This is a genomic window from Lacrimispora xylanisolvens, assembly GCF_002934545.1.
GTDB classification, from domain to species: Bacteria; Bacillota; Clostridia; order Lachnospirales; family Lachnospiraceae; genus Lacrimispora; species Lacrimispora xylanisolvens.
Genome location: NZ_PTJA01000016.1, coordinates 18,320 through 43,832 on the forward strand (window position 1 = coordinate 18,320; position 25,513 = coordinate 43,832).

Here is a 25,513-nt window from a genome sequence, read left to right on the forward strand (position 1 = left end):
TCCTTTCTGCCACTCTACACAATGATAATATCATAAATGCATAAAATATGAAAGAACTTTTTAGGCGGGTCCGAATGCCGGATACCCGCCATTAATCAAACTATTCCCTTACCCTTACATAAACACGGCCAATAATGTTTCCTTCGGAATCCTTTGCGCTGATTAAAACCAATCCTTTGCTCAATGCTGTGACTTTTCCTTTTGTAGTTACATTTGCAATTGAAGAATCCATAGGAGCCCATGTGATATTTGCTGTGTTAGTAAAATCATCTGCTGTCAATCTGGCTGTCTCTCCAACTTTTAAATCAATAGCAAGTCTGTAATCGTCTGCATTTTCTACTACTAATACATTTATGTAGTCCGTATAGGATCCGTCCTGACTCTTAACTGTTATAACTGTATTGCCAGGAGTCAGAGCTTTCACTATGCCTTTTTCATTTACTGTGGCAACCGATGGATCTGAAGAGGACCAGGCCATTTGTGTATTAACATTTAAGTCATCATCTACACTTAATCGGAGTACTTCGGCAACCTCTAATACAACTTTCAATTTTGAGTCAGTTATCGGAGGGTTCTGAGACTCAGTAGGCGTTGCTGACGCTTCATTAGAATTGCCAATTTCTTTACCTGCATTTACGGCACTTACGATATAATAATATTTAGTACCATTTATAACACTAACATCTGAATAAAAAGTTTCGGTTAAATTCTCTGCAATGGTTTCGTACGGTCCTCCTTGTGTAGTAGACCTTTTAACCATATAATTTGTTGCATCACTTACAGCCGTCCATGTTAAATCTACCTTTTTGTCTTCTACAGCTGATATATTTAAAATTGGAGCTACACTTTTAATCGTAAAATTTGTATAAGTAACCATCGGCTGTGAAAAATTATAAAAGCCAAAACTTCCGGAGTTATAGGTATTATCCATTACAGTTATATCATCCAGAATTTTACTTCCCTGTTTTATAATAATATTAATTTCACCTTTATCTGTAAATGTAAGTGAAAAATTATAAGTAGTTTTATAGGAATATGCCATATTATTATGATATAGTGCCTTAATTTTATTATCACTTCCTGACGTAGACCAAAGGTCAGATTCTTTAATAACAGAATCTGTATTAACAACCTTAATACTCATACCTTGTTTCCCAGTATCTCCAAATGTATTATCATACGTCCCCGATTGCTTCCAATCAAATAAATAATAATGTCCTATATCTCTATAACCAAAAACAAAACCGATAAAATCATCATCTTCTGCTGAATCTACGCTGAAAGTTCCCTCTATTTTTTTATTAACACAATCTGCATTATTTATATAAGCTGAAGCTTTTGAATTAAGAGTTTGTGTAATAGTAGTATTTGAAGTTCCAAGCTTCCAGTTAGGGGTAGCATGACCATCTCTATCCTTAGCCAATATTATACTACTCCAATCAGATAGATTCATTGGTTCATTTTCAGTTGCATATGAATTGAAATTAGCAAATATGAATACAAAGGAAAAAATAAATATAAAACAAAATGACTTTTTTAAGCTTTTCATACACGTACCTCCAAAATTTGTCTTTTAAAATATTATTGTTAAAGCAATCTAAATCAATAAATAAAGTGCAGAAAAGAAAGCCATTTGAGTTTAACAAATGTCTTGTAAATTTTTAATTATAATCGATTATATTATTCTGGGATTTCAGCACTTGATTTATGTTTTAGAATGCATTTATATTATCATCTTATATCAGCCTGAACAATCGGTAACCTTGCCAAACAAATTTAGCACTATTTCACTAATCCACTATACTGCAGTGCCCCGTCCTGATCTGGAGTGAGCATAACTGGTTCGGTGATCATTTTACCTTCACTATTCACTGCATAAATCTTTCCGGAATTCTCAACCAGCTGGGATTTACACATAGCCCCGTCCGCCCCAAGGTAATACCAAGTGCTGTTATACTGGTACCAGGTGTTGGTTACCATGATCCCCGCAGCATTAAACCAGTACCACTTATCCTGATTCTTTACCCAGTCATTACGGACCGGAAGACCGGTATCACCATTGTAGTACATCCACCCTTCTGTTACCTGCACCCAGCCGGATGATTTCTTAACCTCTATAGCCATTAATTTAGTTTTGAATGCCTCCCATGTATGATCGGTATGATTATAAACATAAGGGTTCGGACAAATCTTCCCAGTCACGTCATAATGCCTGATCACATGATCCGCAGGTATATTATACTTCGCCATGAGCTCTTTTGTTAATTCAATAGCTGCCAGTACTGTTTCATCTTCAAAATACCAATCCCTGCTTGTATCAGCCAGAGGGCCTTTATTACGGACGCATAGTTCAATGCCTAAACTATTAGCATTTCGGCATTCTGGGTGCTTATATCCGTTCTTAGTACCACAATGCCAGGCTATATTCTTATCCTCTACAGATTGCCAGATCTCACCGTTGAATCCCACATAGTAATGGGCGCTGGCTCCTACGTACTGGGAAGCATAGTACTTGCAGTTTGCCTCGGCTCCTCCTAACGCCCCGACATAATGGATCACCAGATACTTGATACGATCCACCTCCCCTGCAGTAAGGTTGTATGGTGTAAGTAATTTATTGATCTGCATATTATTTTCCTCCAATCAAAAAAGGACCCAGGATCGTCCCAGGTCCGTAAAGTTGTGACATTGCTATGGAAACGGGAATTCACGCATCGTATTTATTCAGCTTTCCCATTCTGTTTAATAATCTGATTTATATATGTACTTAGACCAGCTACAAGTACTCCCTGCGTAATAGCCGTAAATACAGCCATAGCTATTTCCTGTCCTGTCTGACAACCACTTGTAGCCAACACATAAATTCCACAAAGTACAATTCCAACAGCTCCATTTACCATAGGGATGTGTTTGTCTTTGATTGTCTGGCTCTGTTTAATTCCCTGCCCTAAAAAGTAAAGCACCACTGCCACTACGATAAGTTCCGGTTTTACATAATTCATAATCTGTTCCATAATATTAATCTCCTTTTTCCTCTAAGTCCGCTATGCGGTGATTTGCAACTTTCATCTGCTCTTCCAGTCTGAAAGTGCGCTCAATTACAGTATTATGCTTGTCAACTTTCTTTTCCAACTGCCCTATACGATAATTTGTCAGTTTGGAAGAAGCCACTATTCCTGCAAAAGTACCTATTCCACTTCCTGCCAATCCTATAAGAGCCACCATGATTTCCATAGGCATATATCCACCTCACGCTTTCCTAAATTTTAGTTGCCAGGATCAGCTGCTTTTCTGCATCAGTGATCCACCCCTTTATAACCGCATTTGCCAGCATGGTAACCGTAAGCTTACCCATACCACCGTCGTATAACCACATTAACATTTCAAACATACTTACACCTCCAGACTTGATAAAACTAAAGTACCAACGGTTGTTTTTAAAGATTCATTATCCTTTTTAATTTCTGCATTCTCTGCTTCCAAAGCTGCAACTCGTTCCTGTAAATCTGGTGTCTTAAAATAGGCAATTATTACATCCGCCTTTCTATCCGTTACTCCGTCCTCATCCTTACCGATTACATAATCAGACTCTTCTGTTAATCTTTTCGCATATACTAAATCTTCACGAGCCCAATCAGTGTCTCCGGACAAGCCGATCTGAGCGATTTCACCATTAGCTTTCAAGAGAGCCTTGACGCTATCAAAGGAAGCCGATCCTTTCTGAAAGGTAACTGTACCCCCGGTTTCTCCCAATTTTATCCCGTCAGGTACCAGATCAAAAGCCTGATCCCCAAACTTAATTTTTTCGATATTATTCATTATTCAATCCTTTCCGCCTCTTAGGCATAAAAATAAGCCCCTACAGGAGCCATTGGTTTACATTAAACTTTACAATGCATCGAACCGATCAGCCTTCTCCTTGATCTGATCGAATTCTTCTTTTCCCATGAAATAGATCGACTGGCTTTCAATACGTTCCTCCACCTCCTGGGCAGTGCCAGTCATGTCTATTCCTTCGATCTTCAGCTTACTAATAACACTCAGTTCTTTTCGGCAGAGGTTAATCAGCAGCACCTCTTTATTAGTTGGATCCGTCTTTTCTGTTAGCTGATTGATTATTGCTTCCAGTAGTTTTTCACAAACAAATTGTATCATGGTGACCTTTCTCCCGGCTTGGGGTAATAAAATAAGCCCCAATAAGGGACTGTTTTACAAGTTTAATAAGATAGTAATACTGGTATTATTTTATCTCATTCATATCAAGTGTACTAATTTTATTATATTATCCTAGAAGATTTACATTTAATTACAGCAAGGTTGGTATAAATTTTAGTTCTTACAAACATACTATTAGTTAAAAAGGAGTCTAATTATGCTTACTATAGAATTAATCATGCAAACAATCGGTAATGATATAAAAACAAAAACCGCACAAATAATACTAAGCAATTTATTTAAATCTGATGATACTGAAAAATTAATAACGAAAGCAATAAATGAAATATGCAACCAAGTACAAAAAATCATTGATGATGCATTTATGAGAGAATACATTGCAAAAACTGACAGCATTTCATCTAGAATTTCATCTTATATACTAACTAACGATACAGAAATGTTGGATGAATTATATTCTGATGCTTCTGATATGGTACATCAGTTAAAACGTTTTAATTCATTAGAAGGTATTATAGCATTTAATTCGATTTGCAGTCTCCATTTAATCGTTGTGAAAGCATTAGCTGAAAAAAAGAGCAAATATTACAAAGATCTTACAAGACTTGGCAAAGAATATGCTCAAATGCTGATTAGTAAGACACCTATAATAAATGAAATTTTTAGTGAAAGCGTAAGTCATTCACGACCTTGCGATATATCTAAACCGCATCAATCTTTCAATGGTTATTCGATCAAACAGGATGGTTTTAAGGAAAAATATATCTTAAAACTATACACCTATTTCAATGATTATTGGAAAGATAATGCTATGATATATTCTGAATCAGAAATGGAGATTCCTCAATTTGATGATCAAAGACGTTTAAATTTTCTTATTCATAGTAACGGAGGAGCCTTTTTGGAGGAGGCAACTAAATACCCTCAAAACAAAAAAATATTTGATGATTTTAATGTCAAAGCAAGATCTGAGCGCGATTCATATCTTAATATGCGATTAGACATTTCGAACAAATTAATTAATACAATCACACAAGCATGTGAACAGTATAAAAACTTATAAAAGTGTAAGTTGTTCTAAATCCTGATACTGACACTAATCATTAAGAAAGTCGGCTCTGGCTGAAGCTTATCGGTCAGAGCATTCGTTAAGAAAAGAATTTCCTCACAATTATTTGTATCTTTATTACATTTCTTTTTAATCTAAACCATAAGGTCTTCAATTGTCTGATCTAATTTTACTTTAATCATTTTTCCTCTTTCTACTGTTTTACGGACAGTTCCGGTTTTACGTTAAATAGCAATATTCAACTCCTTTTGATTTTCTTTTAATTGTATGCTGCTTTGCTTGTACCGTTTGTCTCTATAATAAATGCCTTTTCCACCTGCTTTCTATGTTTAAAAACAACAAAGAACCTGATTATCAAAAGACTTTCAGGTTCTTAAATCAACAATAAAGTATTGCAGTTAAATGTTATTTATAATATTAAACTAAAGTTACCGCCAAATTTTCAATAATTAATCCAGTAAATTCTTCTGCAGCATTCATTACTTGTTCTCTAAATAGTGGTATAACTCTGTCTCGTACAAAATGTCCAGGATTATCATTATGATCAGGATCGACTTGTATTTCTAATTTGACCTGTAAATTCTTACTTGGTTCTGCCACGAACCTTGCCTTCATAATTCCTTTAGGATGTACACTGCCCCATTCATTATTAAGAAAAGTACATTTCCCAAGTGCACACGCCCAATATTCTCCATGAGTTGTAGATGTATATTGATAAGAAATATCTAAATCAAAATACCAAAGATAGTATTTGTTTTCAATTAATATCTTTTTAACGTAGCCATTGTTGGCTACGAATTTCTCTATATGGCCTTCTCCTTTTGCCATTATTTTATTTCCATTTCCAAACCTATCAAGATTTTCCTTATACGTTGTAAGGTCTTTTTTCACTGAAGCATTCAATATTTTACTATTCATAAAATCTACAAATTCTTTAGTAACTACCTTTTCTTCTGTTCTTTCAAGAACTTCATTCATTTCAATACCTCCATTTATTATGATTACTTTTCTTTATTATTTGTTTTTTTTCGAAATTAATTCATAAAATCCATTTTGATTATTTTTTCCATAATATTTTTTCCTCTTTCTGCTGTTTTCGGACAGCTCCGGCTCTCAACTAAATAGCAATTCTTTTTCTTTCGAAATTCTTTCGGCGATTGCCTTGCAGATAACCACCACAATTGTTAATAGGATTGTGGTTCCACCTACCATATGTACTTTTGCTTTCTGTTTTACTTTTGAACAATAAATAAAATTTATTGGATCTCCTCCCAAATAATATTTGTTATTTTCCTACAATCTGATAAAATATTATTATCAAATTGAAAGGTCGTGATTTTATGTTAGATGGATTCGACAAATTAGCAGAAGGAGCCGGAAAAGCTCTGAAAAACATTCCAGAACTTTATGATGACGCTCTAAAACCTTCCGCGCAAGAATCAGGAAAACTTTTGGCTCGAATACCTCGTGCAATCAATGCTGTCTTTGCTGATCTTGATAAATGGATACTAAACAAAGAATACAGCATTGAAGAAACAAAAAAATTATTAAGTTATAAGCTTGAAAACATCTCACCCGAAAAAATCGTAACACCAGAACCATATGTTGCAATTCCAGCAATACAAGCAATTTCTTATTCAATGGATAGTAAAGAATTAAGAAACTTATATGCTAATCTTCTTGCTAAATCAATGAATATTGATACAAAAGCTTATGTTCATCCGTCATTTGTTGAGATAATTAAACAGATGTCTCCTATTGATGCCCGAATCTTAAACGAAATGCCTTCCAATAAAACTCTTCCATATGTAAATTTGAGTTCGACAGAGTACGACTCTGAGGTGAAAACAATTAATTTAAATTTTATAAGTCGTAGATCATTTCCTTATGTTACATACATTGATTTTACAGATTATGAAACAGTAAATTTATCTTTAGGCAATCTGTCTCGTCTCGGATTAACTGAAACACGATTTGCACAACAAGAACCAGTTCCACAAAAAATCAAAAAATCTCCTCATTATAATCTATGTAAAACAGAATTAGAAACATTTTTGACTAATTCAAAATGGCGTTACGAAGAGCAACTCCTTTTTCTTTGTTTAACCAGCTTTGGAATGGGTTTTTATAATGTATGCATTGAATCATTTAATCCAAATATGTTATGATCGCTATTAAAGTATTTGATAATTGATGATTTATAATTACTCAAATAGCAAAACTGTATTCTTGCTTTCCTCTCTCTATTTCCATATTATGGAATCACAGGTGGCTGAGCACCAAGTACAAAAGAAAGGAGGATTTAAAAATGTCTTTAGCCTTAGCTTTTTATAATCATCACGGTATAATTATGTGCGCCGACAAACTAATAACCGCTACGTACAATAGATCAGGTATTAATTATGAGATACATCAATCATCTACCGAAGATAAATTATTTCTGATTGAAAATCAATATGGACTATCATATGCTGGTACGGCTTCTATAGACAATGGTCCCATATCCGCAGTAATAGAAAAATAAATTGAACTTAATCCCTTAGGTGATGAAAATCCTTTGACACAGCGGGGATTACTTTTTCTGTGGAAAACGATTATGTTTCTCACTTAATAAGTTCCGATCTTGTTCATTTTGATTATACTAAATTCACCATGCAAGATTCTATTGATTTTTTGCGTTTCTTAGTTAGTACAGTTTCTGGATTAATGCGTTTCGGACAATGCCTACAAACTGTAGGCGATGAATGTAACATTTTAGCAATATATCCTAACGAAGCGTACTGGGTGCAGCATTCAATTTTGCATTAACTGCTTTGTCTTTCATTGGTTCAGTTAGATTTTCTGTGTTGCAATTAACATCATTAAATATTTTTTCATAACCTAATGGCCGCCCTTGAGTACTTTTTTTGAGGACGGCTGATCTTCTTTTTAATTCAGCGTACATTCTTTTTTTAATCCACATATTTATTTTCTTTCTGCTGTTTCACGGACAGCTCCGTTTCTACGCTAAATAGCAATTTAGATAACAAGTTTAATTCGGCGGATATGATATTAAGATCTTATACTATACCGTCTGCTACATATGCATCTGGTAAAGGTGCTATACAAATTAACGGATTCACAGCTGTGCCAAGCGGATACGCTGTTTATGGCAGCAGTGTTGATACTGGTCAGTCTGCTACGATGATAGCCGATCTTAACACAGTATCAGGGAGCAATGCGTATCTATCTTATTATTCTTCCGCGCAAGTAACTACTGCAATTATAGTAAGACTGATATTGATAAAAATACCTTAAATGATCATTTTAGAAATAAACATCCTGTAGTGTGACCTTATCTCCTGCGTTCAAAGCTGTTGCCAATAACAAATACATTGCATTATCATGTATGCTTACATAGCCATACTTTCCAGTATCATATTGCATATATTTATAAAACCCACCACCACTGGGGATAACGTCTGCCGGAAGATCACAAAGCTTAATTTCAGTGGTGGAAGCAGCGTACCATTCATTTAACCCCCACATGGAAAATCGTTTTATTTGACCATATTTTGTAAAAATCACTTTAGCCGAAGCATCTGAATTAATTGTGAACTTCGTCTCATAAGTTTTATAACTTAAATTGCTATTTAGTACTTTAACTACCGCGGTCAAATTTTCGCCAATTTCTAGATCTTCACCCATGCCGATCCGCTCCCAGAGGTTATGCACAAATGCTGACGTTGGGATTTTATTCTGATCATTTGCATCCATGTTGGTAAGCATATTCTTCAGCAGAGCATTCTGATCCAGGTTCATTGTAACTGCTATGGACTTTGATATCTTCCCAAGTGCAGAAGCAATAGCCTCCCCAGCTATGATGTTGGCCAGTTCCGTGGCCTGCTCAAAGAGGGTGTTTATATCAACACTCCCATCAGTCCCCACCTTAATCCCATTGCTTCCCTTTACCAATCCCAAGGTGTTCTGTGTAGCTGTCTTTGCACTTAAACTACCGTCAGCACTTACCTCCATTGTTGTGCCGTCTGGCTTTACCGTTCCGACACTGTTTGCCGTGGCTTTGCTTGTTCCCAAAGCCGAAACCTGCCAATAATCTAAATTGGTAGGCAATGTCCCAATAGGAGGCTTAGTGTGAACCACATAACTACTCCCATCATAGGATACTAAATTTAATATTTCATACTGCTTATTAGGATTGTATTCTTCCGAAGGTAGCATTCCTATCGTGCCATATACAACTTCTGTCTCATCCATTATTGCAGAATCTCCTTTCCTATAAACTTACCGGCTTCCAGCCTGAAACTGATTCCTTTAGCCGCTGTCCTGCTCTTAAGTTGCATTTTACTCATATCAACATAAAATTGTGGGATTGATATCTTAGCCGCTTGATCAACCTGCGCTTTTAAAATTTGTACCTGTTGCCAGTACCACTTTGCATTGTCCTCAGTATCTTCCGGTACCACTCCACCTTCTACATATCGTTTTGCCATTAATGCACTGTTCTGTGCTGCAGCTGCGCTTTGACCGGCCGCTGTCTGGCTTACTCCTGCCTGTGCCGCTTTATCTCTTGCCACCTGCTCACTGGCACCTGCTGCTGTTGCTTTCTGAGTTGTGGTTAAAACATCTGCCGCTGTCTGATTCGCTGCTGCAGTTGCCGCGGCAGCCTTTGTGGTAGCTATTCCCGCCTGGGTGGTTGATACTACCGCACTATCGGCAGCCTGCTGAGCATTCTGGCCAGAAGTCGTGGCATCATCTTTGGTTTGTTCATAATAAAACTTTGCACAATCGTTCTCGCTTCCTGGAAAATCTTGATCCCCGAAGACATAGCGCTTTGTAAACTTCTGATAATTGAGTGCGGCATCACGAGCCGACTGTGCATCAAGCATATACTGGCGAAATTCAGTCTGTATGGCAGCGTCAAGTTTCTCCATTGTAACGGATCCGTTCACAATCATGGCAGTTATGGTACGGTCATTGATCTGCATTGATACAGTAGCCGTGCTGTCCACGGAATAGACAAACCGGGTAAGGTCAATTATCTTTTGGGTGCCGTCTGCTAATGTAAGTACGAGTTGATTTTGATCGTTAATATCAAAGTTTAACACAACCTTTTCAATGTCCAGGTCATAAGTCTTTACTGATCCATTTTGATAGGTTATTGTAAATATCCCATTATCATCAACTGACACATCTCTTACCAGGGCATTGATCTGCGATTTATCGGCTTTATTTGCGTCCAGCTGTACGGTTCTGTTATCCAGTTCCTTTACTCCGTTTTCTGTATGTATTAAATTAGTACGATTCAGCGCTGTTTTTTGCGATGGTAGATTCTGCCAATCTGTAACTGTATAAAATGGTTGCAAAGCCATTAGCCTTCACCCTCTTTCTTTTCAGGCTTATTACTGATTTTAGTTTTCTGTTCAGGCGGGTTTACCCAATCAGCCGCCGAGTAAAGTCCCTTCAATTTTTCCGGTTTCTCCGGTTCTATAATCTCTCCCGGCATTCCGGAATCTATCACCTGCGCAATGGTAGCTACCTGCTTCGCATTTTGGATTCCGGTTGTAGTGACGGCATTCAGCATGTACTTCATCTGCAACACCTGTTCTTCCGTGTATGTGATTATCTTTTTCATAGCTCCTCCTTTCGGACATAGAAAAAACGCCCGAAATCGGACGCTCATTCTAAATTCACCACATTATTAAATTTCGTATTCAGGATATACCGCTTCCCAAACTTCACGATGATAGGTGTTGACTTCACCATAATTTGCATCGAAAATCTTCTTCACTTCATATCCCATATCCATTCCAGTACGCTTTAATTTTCGCCAATCAAAAGTTTTCCAGTCAACTCCATTTAGAGCGGCAACCCGTTTAATGGAATACCAGTCCTTGCTACGATCTAATTCCAATCGAAGCTGTTCCTTTTGCTTTTCTGACTGTATAAGTTCTTCCAATGCCTCAATATATGTTTGAGGTCGTTTCGGCTTAATAGCTTCCTCCAACTCGTAGAAACGTTTTACATATTTTGCGGTAAATATAATTCCCTTTTCTCCAGTTGACTTATTTGCCAGAAAATCGCACCCTAGTCTGGTTGTTTCGTAGCAAGGCCGTTCTTCTCCCTTTGCGTCAATGTAGGTGGATTTCTTAAAATAATCAACCACGGACATTTGTCCTTCGTTCAATATCTGGATATAACCTTTCCTATCTTTGCGGCCTTCTAATTTCTTTAAAAGATCTGCATGAGGAACGTCCATCATCTCTGCAATTTCCAAAGTGGTAATTGTCTGTGTTTTCTTAATTTCTTCTGTAGTAAAAATTTCGGCTCTGCCCATCTAAGCGTACCCTCCTAAATTTTCACTTCCGACTCTACATTCCGCAGAGCCAGTAAAATTATTTCGGGGCGTTTCCGGAGCATACCCGGAAAGGAGTTCCACCCCTTCATATTATTATATTAAGCTTTGCTGAAATAAGTTGTCGAATTCATAAAAAATTTTATATCAAATACTATCATAAAATTTTAAGATAAAGAAAAGAACGTCCAGGTTTGGGCGCTCTTTTCTTTGATTAATTAATCTTCAATCAATTTAAAATTAGTAATATTCTTTAAATGCCAAGTTTTTTTACTCATATCTAGAGTACCTTTCATCTCAATCTTTATACCATCTCTATGTGCATCGCAAGCATGCTTATAATCTTCTTCCCCCAACTCAACTTTAATTGTCCTAAATTTATTGTCTAGACAAGTCAATATGGATATTTCCCTCTTATATCTCTCTTTGTCAATTCCTTCTTTCTTTAAAGTTTTTATATAACCGTCAACTAAAATGTCTTTTGTTTCATCAACCATTTTATATCTTTTTGATATTTCGTTTAAAACAAAAAAATGGTTTCTTTTGATATTTACTTGTTCAATAATACCTGCTTTTTTTGTTATCGCAGATGCATATCTTATTTTCGTATCTATTTCAACATCAGAATCCTCTGGATTTAACTTTAATAAAGCATCGCACATATTCGCAGTAATTCCAGTCATATATGCATTATTTATTAACCCATCAATATCAATTTTATTTTCAACAATATCATTAACCTGGTTTATTGCATTGCCTATCCTTCTTACTATTTTATGCTCTATTGAAGAATCTAGGTTACACTCATTTAAAGACATCTGCTCATTCTCTTCATCAACTACTTTAATATCAATATTAATAACAAAACTACCTTTTTCAGTTTGCCCTAATTTAAAACTATCAAGGAATTCCTTAGAATTATTAGTAGTTCTTAAACAAACTGGTGATTTATTTTGTTCTGCGCAAGCTGAATATAAAATAAGTTCTTTTATTCCATCCAAACAGGAACTTGCATAACCAAGTGGCAATTCACCTTCTTCTGAAAACTTAGATATTATTCTAAATTCTAGAGTATCATAAAAAGAAGTAATTATTTCTTTTATAATCTCATCAATATCCTTTTTATATAAAAATGATAAGCGCTCTAAAGTATTAGGAAGAACTTTATAAAAATCCAAAAATTTCTCATTTGCTGGTATTGCAATAGTCTGATCTCCTTCATGAAAGACCATCATTTTCTTATTAGGAAAATTATAATCTCTAATCCAGTTACACAGTAATAAATACTTCTCAAAAGAGTTTGCTGTAATTTTATATAGTTTTTCATGTTTATCCATTACAACACCCCCCTTTTCACCATATCCATTAATCTAATTAATTCTACAGCTGTTAGCATTTGAGTTTCTGGAATTTTTATTCTAACCTTTTGACCATTTTTAGTATCAGGTAATCCTTTTAAAGAACACCAGTAAGCACACTTTTCTAACTTCATTTCATTACATGACACTTGAACCCAATCATTTCGATTTTTAGGCAGAACAAATAAAATAAGTATTCTTGGAGTACCAATATTTAGCTGTATTAGATCTTTGTAATTCTTAACTTCTAAATCATATATTATAATCCCTGATTTAATTTTAGCATTAACTGTAGACTTCAGTTGAATATCAATACCAAAGCCTGTTTGCCAATGCCTCTTTCTATCTGTACTATATTCAATATCATTAATTCTAGCATCTAAACCATAATCTGATTTGTACTCTTGAAATGATAATCCTGCATATGCTGAAATTGCCTGCGCATACGCAACACTCAATTGTTCCTTTGTATGCTCCTCAGTCACTTTTCCACCCCCGAATATTATACAATTTATAATATATTAAAATAATGAGTATTTCAATAAGTTAAATTATAAATTATGGGGTTTTTTATCATATTAGAACATATGTTCTTAAATGTCAATATATGTAAACAAAAAATGAGTATTTAATAGAAATTCATTATATCTAATTTATTCGTAAAAAGGAGCAGGCGTTTTTCCTGCTCCTTTAAATGGATCTATTTAATTATTAGCCACCGTCTCCACAACAACCTGACCATCTTTTACCCAGGCACCATCAGAACCAACTGTGTAACCGTCTGGGGTTGTGGTGTCGTGGAGCATAGCCCAATCATCGCCAAAATAATAATACTTACCATCTGCCGGATCATGAAACCAAGTGCTTTTCAGTAAGAATCCATCTTCGCTACAATAATACCAGTCATATTTGTGATTTTGAACCCATTGACTCTGGGCAAGGCTTCCATCTTGCTTATAGTATACCCATCTCTCCTGTCCACTGCTATCAGTCCTTGAACTGAATGGCATATCGCGAATACTGTCTGTCCATGGAATAGATGCTGCATTTTGTGCAAACACACCACTTGACATAATTAACATTATTGAAAGAGTTAGTAAAATGGTTACAATCTTTTTCATTCCGCACCTCCAAATAATTATATGTAAATAGTACCATTATTTGTGTACGCTGTAAATAGCTTGTACCACTATACTAATCCCAGTCAACATTTCCTCCCATATTTTGAATTGAATACCTTATTGCATCTAATCTGTTATATACCTGTTTTAACATTCTCAAAACTCCCCACGATCCAGCCCAATCATCGCCTTCAAAATAATAATCCTGCCGACAATAAACTCTTGCTGTTTTAATATCACCAGTCCCTTTAAGTTCTATAGCTTCACGCATTAGGTCACTTCCAATTGTCATTCGTGCCAGCTCTCCAGACGGTCCACTTGTAACAATGTCTGTAATATTAACATACCCGTTAGCAGACATGAGAGTTCCGGTTCCATTAGCACTTACCTGATAGTCTCCTAATCGCACAACCGAATTATTTGCCACGAACAAATTTGCTCCTATGTTTATAGATCCACCAACCACTCTACCGCTGAACGTAGCATTTCCATCACCGTCCAGCTGAAAATTATTACTGTTAACAATAAGCCGGTTTCCGGATATCGTTACCTTATCGCTTTCGACTGATAACTGTGCTGATACATCACCTTTACTTACTTTCAATGATATCTGCTGCGCTGTCTGTTCAAATCGAGAATTCGTATCATTTTTAAGATTTGTCACCGAAGCAACAATCCCATCCGCTCTGATATTCAGTGACGCTTCTGCATCTTTCGCCCTGGTCACTTCCGCGAGAATCTGATCCGCTGTCACCTTAAACTGTGCTTCCGTGTATTCTTTCAAATCTGTTACCCGGACAGAAACTTCCTCCACGGATTTTTTAATAACAGCTGTCTTTCCCTCTAACTGAATTATCTGATCTCCAAGTCCAAAACTTTGTTCCTGCTCAATATTACCTTTCGCAACATAAGTATCCGTCATTCCCTGTATGCCTTTCAAGGTTCGCTGAAGGCAAAAGGTTTCAATCACATCGTCCGTAGTATAGCATATGATCCCGTCACCAACCTCTACCCACGGCAGAGCCGGTCCAACGATTTGACAGGGTCTGTACAATCTTCCTGAAATATAATCATAAACTATAGCAGCAATCGAAAGGAGTTCTTGTTCCGATTTTCCATAGACCAGGTAATTTCCCTGAATTACATAACAGTTACTTCCCGGGCCATAGGACGCGCCTACGTCTCCCTCTTCCTGCCGGATCTGTACCTTATCAATCGGATATACCACATAATCTTCATAATGTGTCTCTGTTTGTTTGTAGTAGGATAATGTTTCCGCATTGGTCATCTCTGATGGAAATAATTCGTCATCAGGGTATAAGTTTTCAGACGGGAACAGACCGGAAGTACCCAAATACTTATATGTAAGCCGGCCAGTCTTATCGAAATTCCCAAAGCAACCGTTTAACTCACAGATAGCCATTAAAACCTTACGGCCGTCTAGCTGCTCCGGTTCAATAGTCTTTGTTATCTGCATATCGTCCAGGGGTAATTCCGCTATGATCTGTGTAACACCCACATGATTACAAAGCGAATCCCTGAACAATTTCAATGTCAGGGGAAAGGTTAATCCCTGGTACCAGTCTGCCACATCAATATCAAATTTCATCATGCGATCATAGGCTACAATCTTTTTTCGTCGTCTGTCAACCTGCTCCCGGACAAAGCTATCTACTCTATAGATCCCCAAGGCCATTTCATAGCCACCAATCTCAACAGTTGCCATAAATTCTTTCCCAGTTAGATCCATTAATACATCCGCCACCGTTACTTCAAACATGGAAGCACAGCACTCGCCAAAAGTTAAATTCTGGCTTGAGCATAGACTCTCTGTTATTGTCACGGATTCGGATATTATCTGGCTATTATCAATGACATACACTGGCTCCTGATCAACAGGAAATAAATCGTCGGAGGGAAACAGGTTATCTTCCGGATAAATCATCTTTATCTCTTCATCAAAGAAACGTAGTTTTATATGCCGTCGTGTGGCAGAACCCATATTATCTGCCCGAAACAATTCTTTTATTTCATCTGGGATATTCAGCACTTCACAACCTCCTTAATACTCAGTTATCGTTATCTTAATCGGCTTGTAGAGTATATCTTTTTTCTTCTCATTAACATTCACAATCTCATAGGGAATATCTGAAATATAAAACGCCCCCGATTTATACGAGGACGTGTTTGGATTCCAATATTCAATTTGACATTTTACCCTGTTTCCATGTGGTACAAAGGCATTCAGCTTATCAACATCTTTTAGCCATAAGTGTGTGGTGGAAAATTCCATAGAGGTGGCAGTATGAGGTAAGGCATTACGATGAAGTTCTCCGTTTCCATCTCGGTAGGGATCCAGATCCATTATCTGATCCGGCGTGCACTTATATGATTCCAGTGCAATTAATTCATTTGGAAACACTGTTCCATTTATTTTTAATAGCCAGCCTTCAAACGCCATTCGCCCACCTCCAGACATACAAAAAAGCGCCATCTCTACGACAACGCTTTCTTTTCATTCTATACCACAATATCATTTTAACATATTAGATGTGGGAAATGTGGGAATGTTATTTAGTCATAAGTATACCGCACAATCGAATTTTTTCCATCATTAAATAAATCATCTCTTTGTAACAAAATTCTATATGCATTGTCATAAAATGGAGAGGGAAAAAGATTATTGAATTTTACAAGTTCTCCATCTCCCAACCAAGAAAAGACTATATCATTACGAACCTTCAATATGCCTACGATATTTCTAGAGATATCATAATCACATGAATCATTATGTAATTTTTTCTTTAGTATAATTGCATGTTGTGCATGTGGTCTTAAAAAAGTTGAAGGTAATGCAATTCTTAAGTCAATTGTTATTATATCATTTCCGTTTTCTACACCATTAATTGCTTCATTACTATCTGCTGCAATTAACATAACATATTGATATCTTAACGGATCATCACCTTTTAATATTCTCGTTACCATTTCAGAATTATAATTATTTTTAATTCTATTAATATATGTTGCATAGGTAATTTTCCCTATACTTTGACAGTAATATTTATTTAAGCCAAACCATAATGCAATCCAATGATTATCAACCGCATCAATGCAGCAAGTATTAATTCCATAGTGCTGCAACATACCTTCAATAATATCATATGAGTTTTTGTTATCCTTGTTTAAATGTATTTCTTTTGAAAATTTTTTATCATTTAAAGATGCATTGATAATTTTTTTTAGTCTAGAAATTTTCAATCCACTTTTATTTGTTTTTTCGTGTAATAAACTGGGCAGCATAGATTCATATAAATTACACTGTCCTCTGTAATAAACTTTTCCATATTCCTGATTTAAAAGTTTGGCGTAACCAATAATTTTATTTAATCCATGACAGTCAAATACTTCGTAAATTGGTACGCTATGGCCATTACTAAATTTAAAATCTTCAACGTACAATGTTCCTCTAATATTATTTTTACCCAATACTTTTGGATTTTTCATTTTAGTACTCCAATATTATTTTAAATGCTAAATATTAAGATCAAACAACATGATTAAACAATAAAACACCTTTATTTTTTTGATTACACATCTAATTCGATCTTTCCTTCATCGGTAGTAGAAATAATATTTTTAATAAATAAATTAATTACATCTGTAATTTTTATATTTTGTTCCAGAATGTAAGATTTTATATGAGAATAGAGAATATCTAAATTAATAAAATCAGAACAATAATTCATACCCATTTCTTCTAAAGATTTTTTTAATAACATATTATCATCAAATCCAATTAAAATCGAACGTAAGTATTGATTCTTAATGTAATCATTGCTTAGTCTTGATTCATTAACATCGTATCCTGCTTTAATTATAGTACACTCATAATCTCTTCCATCTTTAATTGCAGTACCTATATTATTTTCAAGAATATATTTTAATCCCGATAATGATTCCTGAGACGATAATCCAGGATCCGGACAAAAAATTGGACATTTTTGTTCTTTAGCGAATTCTATAGAATGCATGGATCCGCTTTTTTCTTCGCATTCCATTGCAACTATTGCCTTAGACAATCCAACTATTAATCGATTTCTATTTATAAATCTATATTTTTCTGCTCTCGTTTTAACAGGATATTCTGATAATAAAGTACCTCCATTTTTTAATATAGCGTCGGCTAATATTACATTTTCCTTTGGATATACTCTATCTAACCCATGTGCAAGAACAGCAATAGTTTTACCTTTTGAGGTCAAGCAAGCAATATGGGATAATCTATCAATACCGTAAGCAAGACCGGAAATAATGGCAAACCCTTCATTAACCCATTGAGGAATTAAATAATTAATTGCATTAAATCCGAACTGTGTTGGTCTTCTAGTACCTATAGAAGCTATCGCCTTGTCAAAGCCAATATTTGGATTTGCTCCTTTATAATAAATGATTGCTGGAGGATTATTTATTCTCATTAAATTGCATGGATAATTGTCACTTGAGTAAATAGCTGTATAAACCCCCAGTTCCTGATTGATTTTCAATATTTCATCAGCCTTATTAAGAGCTTCGCTAAGTTTGCTATAATCAGATAAAACATCCTTATAAGTCAACAACTCCATATTTGTGAGAAAGATATTGGAATTATTCTGGTCAAACAAACTGACAAGGACATCAGGATTGTAATCTAATATTATTTTTAATAATACATCATTTCTTAACCCCAGTTCATTTAGGGCAATTATATATCTTTCCACTTTTATACTTCCTTAAATAAGATTTTACGAATTAAAAATTTTATACAATTCTGTAATCTCATCTTTTGCGCTGTCTTCATAATCCAAATACCGTACTTCTGAATTTACATTTTTATATTCGTATCCAATATTATATACATCTCCTGAAATATTGTAATCTACTTTTTGAAAAGGCTTTCCAAAGTTACCTAAGGAAACAAACACTATTTTATTAACTCCAAGTTTTTTTAATAAATTTCTAATAGCATTAAATGTATTTCCATGAGTCATATAATCATCAAAGATACAAACATTAAATCTATTCTCTTTTTTTAACCGGTCAATTTTAGATCTATATTCAGGGTTGATCCTAATCGTTTCAAATTCCTTATTTGCTCCCATTGAAGTTCTGGCAGTCTGATTTGCAAGCATATGCGCCTGGGTTTTAGGTTTAACCCGCTCTAATATATTGGGATTATTCATTTGATTTTTTGGTAAACGCTTTCCTTTTATGTAGCGAACCTGAGTCATAAAACTAAAAATATATTCATTCAAATGGCAGTCTGATGATGGAATCATACCAAAAAGTTCTATATCATCAAATAACTGAGTGTTAGTCATACCTGCTAAAAAGTGGTAAAGTAAAATAGTGTAATAATTTCTACTTGTACCCTTTTTAACAGACTTTCAAAATGCTCCACCATTTCACGCTCACTATCCGTTTTAGCTTTGTATTTATATCTTCCGTCCATTAAAGATAGAGCTTTCACATTTGGTTCAATTTCTAATTCAGCATACCAACTTTCTTGATTATTTAAAGTTTTAATAAACTTAAATAATTGCTTAGGAGTATCAACATGGACACCATAGAACTCTGCTTTATCTTCTACAGGTATCCACGTTGGAACTATAAAGAGTGAGTGGCTTAAAACCGCTAAATGAAAATCCACTTCTTTACCACTGACAAAAACAAAGAAGTGATTTTTTGTCTTATGTTGACTGATAAAGTCACGAACTTTACTTCTCACACAAAATTTTAAATTAATAAATCCCCTTTTATTAAAAAAATTTTTAGCAGCATTTAATTGTGACAAATCCCGACTAACAAAAAAAATTTTATTTTCGTCAGCAGTACATAATTCATTTGCATATTCCAAAAAGTTATAAACCTTTTTCTCATGTTCGATTTTATCATAATTAGTAAATGATAACCTAAGTAAATCAAGATTACAAAATAGTATCTTCTCCATATTTTATCCCCCGTATATGATATAAGATTATTTTATCATATTTTGATAGTTTTGCAAACCAGAAAAATACAAACAATTAATTGATCTCAAGTTGATTTAACTAATAATTAACACAACACAAGAATTTATCAATTTTCTTCTGAACAGTTGTCCTATCATAATTCAGTTCCTTTGCAATTTCTTCATAAGGTCTACGCTCAATATACCGATAATACAAGATCTGCTTAATCTCCACCTGCTCCGGTCCCAATTTTTCCAACAAGTACTCAATCTCCAGTTTCATATCCTCAAACAGCTGCTCGTTTCCTTTCAAATCAATCAGGAGCTGCCGGACCATCTTTTCCCTTTCCTCATTCGATTTCACGCTTGCACCGGAAACCACAAAATGGCATTCTGTAAACGGGAACTGCTTCAGGGATCCTTTTACAATTCCATATTCAGAAGTCAGTGGATTATTCTCATAGTATTTTATCCTGCGCCTGAGACGCTTAATTTCAGATTCCAGGTATGTATAAGTTGCTAAATATTCCCTCGTCAATTTCATAATCAAATCCTCCTTAAAATGGTCGCTTCATGGCCTTTGCTTCTGCGGTAAAACCACCCTCAATAAATCTTTCTAATTGGCTTAGGCTATCGGGGCTGTCATCATGCGGATTGTCACCGATTTGAACAAATGTAGTGAGCTCGTCCATAGCATCATTATATTCCTGAGTTCGCATGTATCTATGAATTCCCGGAGGGTCATTCTTTGCAGCCTCTTTAATAAGTTGATTTGGTGCCAAGAAAATAAACCTCCGCTTAATATCGCCAGAATACTGAATGATTTTCGCCATCTTCGCCATCTTATTTGGTGCCTTTGTGGAAGTAATTGAACATTTATACCCCTGACGAATTAAATCATCATTCACATACTTAGCGTACATTTCACCACCGTTGTTCGCTTCAAAGTTTATCTGCTGAATTTTGTTTCCAACAATCTTCCCTTCAACAACGGGTATAGTAACCTCTTTAATGCCCTTATTAAAAACCCAGTCTGGTAGATACACATCTCCATTTTCATATTCAAATCCAATTGGCATGGAAAGAGCGTCACCACCACCCCAAGCCACATCACACGCTGTAACTACACGAACAAAACCACTCTCGGGCAATATTCCAAAAAAGAATCTAAGCTCGTCTTCTGGAAATAACAATCCCTCTCGAATAAATGGATTTTGCTGATACTTTGCCATCCATTCATTTTTATCCAGCCTATCTTTCATATCAAGATAATACTTTGTTGAAAATCCCTTTATCTCGTATTGGAAATTTGATTCTTCCTTTTCATTTAATGCTGGTATTTTTCGAAATCGGAATCTTGTATTGTAGGCATTTTCTTTTTCAATTTTACCCAAGGGATCTATTGTATTCCACCTAGTCCCCACCATTAGTTCCCTTGCCCCGTCATTTTTACGGTCGACCATCTTATTCAAATATTCCTGATAGGTATTCTCCATACGAATCGGATTTAATGAATGCTCACGATCTCGGATAAGGTCATCTACGTAAAGGTAACCATCTGCAGATATATCAACAGCACCGGTCCATGTGCCATCAATACCACGGCATGTGAGACTGGCAAAGCGATCTGGTTCTCCCAGGTTGATTTCCAAATCTTCTGCACTTGTCTTCTGCAGCTTAGAATCCGGGAATATCTCAGCAAAAGTGTATTCCTTTGTATTTATAAGGTTTATAGCTTCACCATAGAAACCTTTTGCCAGCTTTCCGGAATGGCCGCCCATGGCATTATGACTGTTAGGACGCTTTCCAATAATCCAAGCCATGAAGAAAATGCATATAGTACTCTTTCCAACACGAGAGGGCATTGAAAGGCCGTAAAAGTCAAGTTTTTTATCTTCCAGATCCTGAAGATCATCGGCAACCACCTTCAGCGTATTTCGCCGTGGAAGATAAAAACGCTTATCTGGCTTCCGGTCCTTCTCCATGTAAATCAAAAACGATTCAAACAGGAACGGAGCTTCAAAGAGCAAAGTTTTCCAGTACAGGTCATCCCATCGGGTATCCATGGTTTGGACAAACCTTGTGACCGCCCATTTCTTTATAAACCCGGAATAAGCCATGATAAAATCCCGGTTATCAACCGGCAAATCCGGATTATCTTGCATTGTATATTGAAGTTCTGATAACAGAATGTTTAGAATGTCGTAAGAAGGCGGCGTTTCAATTTGCCGCTTTAATTTTTTGATTATTTCCCGGTGCTCATGGAAATCCATAGAAAAAGAGCCTCCTTTCCCTTGTGTTTAACAAAGGTCCGAAGGCTCACTAGGCTCTGGTTTAAATCAGACATATTACTAATTATTTAAACTTGATTATTGATGATTTTTTAGCCGTATCACAGACTATGCTAATGGCGTTAAATATAAATCTATATACAAGAAATATAAATAAAAGCAATGTTATAGAATACATACGTAAAGTGACAGCTATAACAAAGCTTAAGCTCAAATTTATTATGCATATAGACCTGCATAAAGAAATAAAATCCACATCAATAGATTTATCCAAAAAGCTGTCAGTTTTAATGGCTAACTCAAAAGAGCTGCAATACTGCAAATTGCTTTTTAATGAAACCTTTAAATCATTAAATATACTATATCCACTACAAGGGACCAATATCCGTTTGTTTTCTTGATCGACTTTACATATTTATGTATTATTATTTATAGTAAGTTCAGTACTTCCCTTGGTCTTAACCAAATCAATTACACCAGTTGACTTAGAATGTACGTCATAAACAATTTCAATTTTATCTTTTGTTAATATCAGCTCTTTTAATCCAACGCTTCCCTTATCTGAATCATAAGTTATATTATTTAATTGTATAGTCTTAGTATCAATCCAGAATGCATTTTTTTCGGACATAGGAATAAACACTTTTCCTATTACCATTTTTAAATAATTAAAATCAATATTATGCGTTCCGTTATAATTAAATTTCAAAATAATTTCTATTGCTTTCCAGCTTTTACACAAAGCCTCTTTATTAGTATATTTCTTTTTGATTTTGTAATAGTAAAATATCAATATCATGACTGAAATTAAAAGCGCTAACAGTATTAAAACATTTATCTTTAGTATAGATAACCACTTCATTTGTGCACCTTCCTATTTTTTATTAAGTATAGCATAACTCCAAAAGAAATGGCAATTACTCACTTCCACAACAAACTCTTTATTGCACTTATTATTTTTGCACTTGAAAGGTAGATTGTGTATTCTAGTTTCAGGCAAAATTTTAAGTGCCTTCTTGTCACACCATGGACAAACTGCCCAACGGCTCCCATCTGGCAGTACTCTTATATCTGCCTGCCCTCCATCTTCTGGAGGATTCATGACACTGCCAAATGCATCATGTTCTATTGATTCAATTACTTTACTTATGTTAATCACCTCGCTTTTTCAATAAAAAACCAACCACCGAGTATTGATGGTTGGATATCACATTATTTAAGCCTTTTTTTCTTGCAATACATATTATCTACGAACAGTTGAATAAACACTGCAACTACCATAGAAAAAAAGACAGGTATACCTATATGAATTAACAATACTGCAATTAAAGGTATTGCTGCTTGTGTACAATAAGCAATTGATCCACACAATTTAACAGAGCCTTGGACAAACCATTTCAATATTATTATTAATACTATGAAGTGAATTATAATCGTAATTGGCTCATATATATCTACCTGCTTTTCTCCGCTGATCAAAAACCAAAACGAAATTGTTAATATAGATTTAACAAGATCTTTTAGTGTATCAAAAAGAAAATCTTTTATTTTTGCATTATTATCTTTAAATTTTAATACCCCAGTAGCCCAAAATAATGCCGCTACAATTTGGTAACTACCAAGTAAAGAACTATTTTGCTCTAATTTATATTTACCAAGTAAGGTTAGTGAAATAAAAAAAATAATATCAATCAAAATATCAGTCAAAGCTACAACTTTCTTTTTCATTCGTAATACTCCATTCATTCATGATACAATGACTATATCATACCAACCACCAATATTCAATTTCCAATGTTCAAATTGGGCTGCCCGGATTCGAACCAGGAAATGCAGGAATCAAATCCTGTGCTTTACCATTTGGCAATAGCCCATAAGTAGATCAGCTTCCTAACAATTATTGCGACAGTGATATGATCCCCCTACCATCAAGTTAATTTCTTTTTCACTGAATCCGCACTTGTCCAGCCTGCGGACCGCCTTATATTTTTCTTTTGGATGCAAATTTTTATATACCTGGCGAATCACCTGTAGGCTTTTGGAGATTCCGTCAACAAGTTTCAGCAACATATCTCTTACAATCTCAATTACCTCTTTCGCGGTTTGGCTGGCCTTTACGATTGACCTCTTGAACTCAATTACCTGTATTCCTGTATGTACTATTTCCTCTTTCTGCTGTTCTGAGAAACACATCATATCTGCTACCTCCATATCGGCGCCAAAGCCAGAATATACATGATTGCCATAACACCAAATCCGACCGTTGCTGCCTTATTTCTTTTCCAGATCAGCCCTCTAGAGAACCAAAGAATGAAAATCACCATGAATACATTCCAGGCTGTTACAATCCATTTCAATGCTTCCATATCCATCACCCCTCTTTTACATCTGCCAAATCAAATACGATACCTCTGCAGTACGGTTCTTCATTTTCATAAATCATAAATGTTTCATGGGGGATATCCGTTTTATATGTCCATGTAATCATATTTCCATTTTCATCTAATGCAGCTTTATCGCACCACAAGGCTTCAATATAGTTTGCAAGCTCTAAACCATCTTGAGATACACCGGTCCTATCAAAAAATACCTTTCCACCATCAAAGCAGCCGCCCTCATCATAAATTGCTCCATCAAACTCGATCAAGTCATCAGAAGCACCACTGACGATTACGAGACCGGCATCTATGGCAGCACGCCTCACGTCTCTGAAGATCTCATAGCCGTATTCTCGACCATTTATTAATTGTGCCAATTCTTTCTTGTCCATGGATATCTCCTTTCAAAATTCATAGTCCTTAGGGCCACATTCCGGATCTTCTACGGGATCTGGTTCTTTACCAACTATCCTGTTTGCTAATTCCAGCGCCATCTGGTCATAAGGGATTGAACCATCTGTTTCTTGTAAATATCCATAGATAGAAGCAACTAAAGCATTATACCAGTCGCCTTTCTGCAAAAACTCAGCCCTGACCACCTCTGCAGCTTCTTGGAGACAGCCGTCACTTTCAATGCTTTCGCTGTTCATCCATTCCACAAACTGCATGAAAAAAGTATTTGAATTAGTTTTCATAATTTCTTCATTCGCTGCGATTACCTTATAATTTTTCACTTTTCTTACCTCCCACAATAAGTTCAACGAGTTGCTTTGCATCCA

At 35.5% G+C, this 25,513-nt stretch carries 34 protein-coding genes and 1 tRNA gene; 3 read left to right on the forward strand and 32 right to left on the reverse strand.

Features of this window, described 5'->3' with window-relative positions; translation table 11 throughout:
- Window positions 1-100 precede the first annotated feature (100 nt).
- The 7 genes from BXY41_RS23140 to BXY41_RS23170 form a co-directional block, all read right to left on the reverse strand.
- Complete coding sequence (locus BXY41_RS23140) at window positions 101-1,549, reverse strand: Ig-like domain-containing protein (RefSeq protein WP_104439256.1); 1,449 nt, start codon at window positions 1,547-1,549, stop codon at window positions 101-103.
- 233 nt (window positions 1,550-1,782) lie between these two features.
- On the reverse strand, window positions 1,783-2,628 hold the full coding sequence (locus BXY41_RS23145; RefSeq protein WP_104439257.1) for a peptidoglycan recognition protein family protein: 846 nt from the start codon (window positions 2,626-2,628) through the stop codon (window positions 1,783-1,785).
- Window positions 2,629-2,720: 92 nt separating this feature from the next.
- Window positions 2,721-3,014 carry a phage holin family protein gene (locus BXY41_RS23150; protein WP_185140391.1) on the reverse strand — a complete coding sequence of 98 codons (294 nt, stop codon included), beginning with the start codon at window positions 3,012-3,014 and terminating at the stop codon, window positions 2,721-2,723.
- A 4-nt stretch (window positions 3,015-3,018) separates the two neighbouring features.
- On the reverse strand, window positions 3,019-3,240 hold the full coding sequence (locus BXY41_RS23155; RefSeq protein ID WP_104439259.1) for a hypothetical protein: 222 nt from the start codon (window positions 3,238-3,240) through the stop codon (window positions 3,019-3,021).
- Window positions 3,241-3,259: 19 nt separating this feature from the next.
- Window positions 3,260-3,391, reverse strand: coding sequence for an XkdX family protein (locus BXY41_RS23160; protein WP_104439260.1), 132 nt, complete (start codon window positions 3,389-3,391; stop codon window positions 3,260-3,262).
- 2 nt (window positions 3,392-3,393) lie between these two features.
- The gene (locus tag BXY41_RS23165) at window positions 3,394-3,819 is read right to left on the reverse strand and encodes a hypothetical protein (protein WP_104439261.1); all 426 of its coding nucleotides are present in this window, start codon (window positions 3,817-3,819) and stop codon (window positions 3,394-3,396) included.
- A gap of 69 nt (window positions 3,820-3,888) precedes the next feature.
- Window positions 3,889-4,155: a hypothetical protein gene (locus tag BXY41_RS23170; protein ID WP_104439262.1), complete on the reverse strand. Its 267-nt coding sequence runs from the start codon at window positions 4,153-4,155 to the stop codon at window positions 3,889-3,891.
- Between the two features lie 217 nt (window positions 4,156-4,372).
- On the opposite strand from BXY41_RS23170, the gene BXY41_RS23175 reads away from it, so the two are divergent.
- Window positions 4,373-5,239, forward strand: a complete 867-nt coding sequence (locus tag BXY41_RS23175) for a hypothetical protein (protein ID WP_104439263.1) — start codon at window positions 4,373-4,375, stop codon at window positions 5,237-5,239.
- Between the two features lie 423 nt (window positions 5,240-5,662).
- On the opposite strand, the gene BXY41_RS23180 is transcribed toward BXY41_RS23175, so the two are convergent.
- Entirely contained in the window at window positions 5,663-6,223 is a 561-nt protein-coding gene (locus tag BXY41_RS23180) for a hypothetical protein (protein WP_104439264.1), read from the reverse strand.
- Between the two features lie 362 nt (window positions 6,224-6,585).
- Between BXY41_RS23180 and BXY41_RS23185 the strand changes: the two genes are divergently transcribed.
- Both BXY41_RS23185 and BXY41_RS23190 read left to right on the forward strand, forming a co-directional pair.
- On the forward strand, window positions 6,586-7,413 hold the full coding sequence (locus BXY41_RS23185; RefSeq protein ID WP_104439265.1) for a DUF4393 domain-containing protein: 828 nt from the start codon (window positions 6,586-6,588) through the stop codon (window positions 7,411-7,413).
- A gap of 140 nt (window positions 7,414-7,553) precedes the next feature.
- Entirely contained in the window at window positions 7,554-7,769 is a 216-nt protein-coding gene (locus BXY41_RS23190) for a hypothetical protein (RefSeq protein WP_104439266.1), read from the forward strand.
- A gap of 243 nt (window positions 7,770-8,012) precedes the next feature.
- Here BXY41_RS23190 and BXY41_RS27040 read toward each other — a convergent pair whose 3' ends face one another.
- The 24 genes from BXY41_RS27040 to BXY41_RS23300 form a co-directional block, all read right to left on the reverse strand.
- On the reverse strand, window positions 8,013-8,207 hold the full coding sequence (locus tag BXY41_RS27040) for a hypothetical protein (protein WP_104439267.1): 195 nt from the start codon (window positions 8,205-8,207) through the stop codon (window positions 8,013-8,015).
- A gap of 344 nt (window positions 8,208-8,551) precedes the next feature.
- Window positions 8,552-9,499 carry a hypothetical protein gene (locus BXY41_RS23200; RefSeq protein ID WP_104439268.1) on the reverse strand — a complete coding sequence of 316 codons (948 nt, stop codon included), beginning with the start codon at window positions 9,497-9,499 and terminating at the stop codon, window positions 8,552-8,554.
- Window positions 9,499-10,614, reverse strand: a complete 1,116-nt coding sequence (locus BXY41_RS23205) for a hypothetical protein (RefSeq protein ID WP_104439269.1) — start codon at window positions 10,612-10,614, stop codon at window positions 9,499-9,501. Before BXY41_RS23205 ends, BXY41_RS23200 begins: the two co-directional genes overlap by 1 nt.
- Window positions 10,614-10,877: a hypothetical protein gene (locus BXY41_RS23210; RefSeq protein WP_104439270.1), complete on the reverse strand. Its 264-nt coding sequence runs from the start codon at window positions 10,875-10,877 to the stop codon at window positions 10,614-10,616. Before BXY41_RS23210 ends, BXY41_RS23205 begins: the two co-directional genes overlap by 1 nt.
- 66 nt (window positions 10,878-10,943) lie before the next feature.
- Window positions 10,944-11,579 (reverse strand): Rha family transcriptional regulator, encoded by a 636-nt coding sequence (locus BXY41_RS23215; RefSeq protein WP_104439271.1) that lies wholly within the window; start codon window positions 11,577-11,579, stop codon window positions 10,944-10,946.
- 236 nt (window positions 11,580-11,815) lie between these two features.
- Entirely contained in the window at window positions 11,816-12,934 is a 1,119-nt protein-coding gene (locus tag BXY41_RS23220; RefSeq protein ID WP_104439272.1) for a hypothetical protein, read from the reverse strand.
- The gene (locus tag BXY41_RS23225) at window positions 12,934-13,440 is read right to left on the reverse strand and encodes a DUF4365 domain-containing protein (RefSeq protein WP_104439273.1); all 507 of its coding nucleotides are present in this window, start codon (window positions 13,438-13,440) and stop codon (window positions 12,934-12,936) included. The genes BXY41_RS23220 and BXY41_RS23225 overlap by 1 nt, the downstream gene beginning before the upstream one ends.
- A 219-nt stretch (window positions 13,441-13,659) precedes the next feature.
- A complete protein-coding gene (locus BXY41_RS23230; protein ID WP_104439274.1) occupies window positions 13,660-14,076 on the reverse strand; it encodes a hypothetical protein in 417 nt (138 codons plus the stop codon).
- Window positions 14,077-14,149: 73 nt separating this feature from the next.
- A complete protein-coding gene (locus BXY41_RS23235) occupies window positions 14,150-16,126 on the reverse strand; it encodes a hypothetical protein (protein ID WP_104439275.1) in 1,977 nt (658 codons plus the stop codon).
- Window positions 16,127-16,138: 12 nt separating this feature from the next.
- Window positions 16,139-16,537 carry a DUF6711 family protein gene (locus BXY41_RS23240; RefSeq protein WP_104439276.1) on the reverse strand — a complete coding sequence of 133 codons (399 nt, stop codon included), beginning with the start codon at window positions 16,535-16,537 and terminating at the stop codon, window positions 16,139-16,141.
- 113 nt (window positions 16,538-16,650) lie between these two features.
- Window positions 16,651-17,583: an FRG domain-containing protein gene (locus tag BXY41_RS23245; RefSeq protein WP_104439277.1), complete on the reverse strand. Its 933-nt coding sequence runs from the start codon at window positions 17,581-17,583 to the stop codon at window positions 16,651-16,653.
- An 83-nt stretch (window positions 17,584-17,666) separates the two neighbouring features.
- The gene (locus BXY41_RS23250; protein ID WP_104439278.1) at window positions 17,667-18,836 is read right to left on the reverse strand and encodes a DNA-processing protein DprA; all 1,170 of its coding nucleotides are present in this window, start codon (window positions 18,834-18,836) and stop codon (window positions 17,667-17,669) included.
- A 24-nt stretch (window positions 18,837-18,860) separates the two neighbouring features.
- Complete coding sequence (locus BXY41_RS27285; RefSeq protein ID WP_242980339.1) at window positions 18,861-19,436, reverse strand: phosphoribosyltransferase; 576 nt, start codon at window positions 19,434-19,436, stop codon at window positions 18,861-18,863.
- A gap of 5 nt (window positions 19,437-19,441) precedes the next feature.
- Window positions 19,442-20,065, reverse strand: coding sequence for a hypothetical protein (locus BXY41_RS27290; RefSeq protein ID WP_242980341.1), 624 nt, complete (start codon window positions 20,063-20,065; stop codon window positions 19,442-19,444).
- Window positions 20,066-20,165: 100 nt separating this feature from the next.
- Entirely contained in the window at window positions 20,166-20,609 is a 444-nt protein-coding gene (locus tag BXY41_RS23260; RefSeq protein WP_242980343.1) for an RNA polymerase sigma factor, read from the reverse strand.
- Between the two features lie 13 nt (window positions 20,610-20,622).
- Window positions 20,623-22,338 carry a hypothetical protein gene (locus BXY41_RS23265; protein WP_104439280.1) on the reverse strand — a complete coding sequence of 572 codons (1,716 nt, stop codon included), beginning with the start codon at window positions 22,336-22,338 and terminating at the stop codon, window positions 20,623-20,625.
- 433 nt (window positions 22,339-22,771) lie between these two features.
- Window positions 22,772-23,218: a hypothetical protein gene (locus tag BXY41_RS23270; RefSeq protein WP_104439281.1), complete on the reverse strand. Its 447-nt coding sequence runs from the start codon at window positions 23,216-23,218 to the stop codon at window positions 22,772-22,774.
- Between the two features lie 12 nt (window positions 23,219-23,230).
- The gene (locus BXY41_RS27400; RefSeq protein ID WP_341457882.1) at window positions 23,231-23,458 is read right to left on the reverse strand and encodes a cysteine-rich KTR domain-containing protein; all 228 of its coding nucleotides are present in this window, start codon (window positions 23,456-23,458) and stop codon (window positions 23,231-23,233) included.
- 110 nt (window positions 23,459-23,568) lie between these two features.
- Window positions 23,569-24,084, reverse strand: a complete 516-nt coding sequence (locus BXY41_RS23280) for a hypothetical protein (protein WP_104439282.1) — start codon at window positions 24,082-24,084, stop codon at window positions 23,569-23,571.
- A gap of 75 nt (window positions 24,085-24,159) precedes the next feature.
- Window positions 24,160-24,230, reverse strand: a tRNA-OTHER gene (locus BXY41_RS23285).
- Between the two features lie 16 nt (window positions 24,231-24,246).
- Window positions 24,247-24,567: a hypothetical protein gene (locus BXY41_RS23290; RefSeq protein ID WP_146088592.1), complete on the reverse strand. Its 321-nt coding sequence runs from the start codon at window positions 24,565-24,567 to the stop codon at window positions 24,247-24,249.
- Complete coding sequence (locus BXY41_RS26895) at window positions 24,558-24,722, reverse strand: hypothetical protein (RefSeq protein ID WP_170072565.1); 165 nt, start codon at window positions 24,720-24,722, stop codon at window positions 24,558-24,560. The genes BXY41_RS23290 and BXY41_RS26895 overlap by 10 nt, the downstream gene beginning before the upstream one ends.
- A 5-nt stretch (window positions 24,723-24,727) precedes the next feature.
- Window positions 24,728-25,126, reverse strand: a complete 399-nt coding sequence (locus BXY41_RS23295; RefSeq protein ID WP_104439284.1) for a hypothetical protein — start codon at window positions 25,124-25,126, stop codon at window positions 24,728-24,730.
- Window positions 25,127-25,138: 12 nt separating this feature from the next.
- A complete protein-coding gene (locus BXY41_RS23300) occupies window positions 25,139-25,468 on the reverse strand; it encodes a hypothetical protein (RefSeq protein ID WP_104439285.1) in 330 nt (109 codons plus the stop codon).
- Between the last annotated feature and the right edge of the window lie 45 nt (window positions 25,469-25,513).

Excerpts from the sequence above, each read along its gene's own strand:
- BXY41_RS23140 (WP_104439256.1), bottom strand. The coding sequence starts at position 1,549 with ATGAAAAGCTTAAAAAAGTCATTTTGTTTTATATTTATTTTTTCCTTT.
- BXY41_RS23145 (WP_104439257.1), bottom strand. The coding sequence starts at position 2,628 with ATGCAGATCAATAAATTACTTACACCATACAACCTTACTGCAGGGGAG.
- BXY41_RS23150 (WP_185140391.1), bottom strand. The coding sequence starts at position 3,014 with ATGGAACAGATTATGAATTATGTAAAACCGGAACTTATCGTAGTGGCA.
- BXY41_RS23155 (WP_104439259.1), bottom strand. The coding sequence starts at position 3,240 with ATGCCTATGGAAATCATGGTGGCTCTTATAGGATTGGCAGGAAGTGGA.
- BXY41_RS23160 (WP_104439260.1), bottom strand. The coding sequence starts at position 3,391 with ATGTTTGAAATGTTAATGTGGTTATACGACGGTGGTATGGGTAAGCTT.
- BXY41_RS23165 (WP_104439261.1), bottom strand. The coding sequence starts at position 3,819 with ATGAATAATATCGAAAAAATTAAGTTTGGGGATCAGGCTTTTGATCTG.
- BXY41_RS23170 (WP_104439262.1), bottom strand. The coding sequence starts at position 4,155 with ATGATACAATTTGTTTGTGAAAAACTACTGGAAGCAATAATCAATCAG.
- BXY41_RS23175 (WP_104439263.1), top strand. The coding sequence starts at position 4,373 with ATGCTTACTATAGAATTAATCATGCAAACAATCGGTAATGATATAAAA.
- BXY41_RS23180 (WP_104439264.1), bottom strand. The coding sequence starts at position 6,223 with ATGAATGAAGTTCTTGAAAGAACAGAAGAAAAGGTAGTTACTAAAGAA.
- BXY41_RS23185 (WP_104439265.1), top strand. The coding sequence starts at position 6,586 with ATGTTAGATGGATTCGACAAATTAGCAGAAGGAGCCGGAAAAGCTCTG.
- BXY41_RS23190 (WP_104439266.1), top strand. The coding sequence starts at position 7,554 with ATGTCTTTAGCCTTAGCTTTTTATAATCATCACGGTATAATTATGTGC.
- BXY41_RS27040 (WP_104439267.1), bottom strand. The coding sequence starts at position 8,207 with ATGTGGATTAAAAAAAGAATGTACGCTGAATTAAAAAGAAGATCAGCC.
- BXY41_RS23200 (WP_104439268.1), bottom strand. The coding sequence starts at position 9,499 with ATGGATGAGACAGAAGTTGTATATGGCACGATAGGAATGCTACCTTCG.
- BXY41_RS23205 (WP_104439269.1), bottom strand. The coding sequence starts at position 10,614 with ATGGCTTTGCAACCATTTTATACAGTTACAGATTGGCAGAATCTACCA.
- BXY41_RS23210 (WP_104439270.1), bottom strand. The coding sequence starts at position 10,877 with ATGAAAAAGATAATCACATACACGGAAGAACAGGTGTTGCAGATGAAG.
- BXY41_RS23215 (WP_104439271.1), bottom strand. The coding sequence starts at position 11,579 with ATGGGCAGAGCCGAAATTTTTACTACAGAAGAAATTAAGAAAACACAG.
- BXY41_RS23220 (WP_104439272.1), bottom strand. The coding sequence starts at position 12,934 with ATGGATAAACATGAAAAACTATATAAAATTACAGCAAACTCTTTTGAG.
- BXY41_RS23230 (WP_104439274.1), bottom strand. The coding sequence starts at position 14,076 with ATGAAAAAGATTGTAACCATTTTACTAACTCTTTCAATAATGTTAATT.
- BXY41_RS23240 (WP_104439276.1), bottom strand. The coding sequence starts at position 16,537 with ATGGCGTTTGAAGGCTGGCTATTAAAAATAAATGGAACAGTGTTTCCA.
- BXY41_RS23245 (WP_104439277.1), bottom strand. The coding sequence starts at position 17,583 with ATGAAAAATCCAAAAGTATTGGGTAAAAATAATATTAGAGGAACATTG.
- BXY41_RS27285 (WP_242980339.1), bottom strand. The coding sequence starts at position 19,436 with ATGACTAACACTCAGTTATTTGATGATATAGAACTTTTTGGTATGATT.
- BXY41_RS27290 (WP_242980341.1), bottom strand. The coding sequence starts at position 20,065 with ATGGAGAAGATACTATTTTGTAATCTTGATTTACTTAGGTTATCATTT.
- BXY41_RS23260 (WP_242980343.1), bottom strand. The coding sequence starts at position 20,609 with ATGAAATTGACGAGGGAATATTTAGCAACTTATACATACCTGGAATCT.
- BXY41_RS23265 (WP_104439280.1), bottom strand. The coding sequence starts at position 22,338 with ATGGATTTCCATGAGCACCGGGAAATAATCAAAAAATTAAAGCGGCAA.
- BXY41_RS23270 (WP_104439281.1), bottom strand. The coding sequence starts at position 23,218 with ATGAAGTGGTTATCTATACTAAAGATAAATGTTTTAATACTGTTAGCG.
- BXY41_RS27400 (WP_341457882.1), bottom strand. The coding sequence starts at position 23,458 with ATGAATCCTCCAGAAGATGGAGGGCAGGCAGATATAAGAGTACTGCCA.
- BXY41_RS23280 (WP_104439282.1), bottom strand. The coding sequence starts at position 24,084 with ATGAAAAAGAAAGTTGTAGCTTTGACTGATATTTTGATTGATATTATT.
- BXY41_RS23290 (WP_146088592.1), bottom strand. The coding sequence starts at position 24,567 with ATGGAGGTAGCAGATATGATGTGTTTCTCAGAACAGCAGAAAGAGGAA.
- BXY41_RS26895 (WP_170072565.1), bottom strand. The coding sequence starts at position 24,722 with ATGGAAGCATTGAAATGGATTGTAACAGCCTGGAATGTATTCATGGTG.
- BXY41_RS23295 (WP_104439284.1), bottom strand. The coding sequence starts at position 25,126 with ATGGACAAGAAAGAATTGGCACAATTAATAAATGGTCGAGAATACGGC.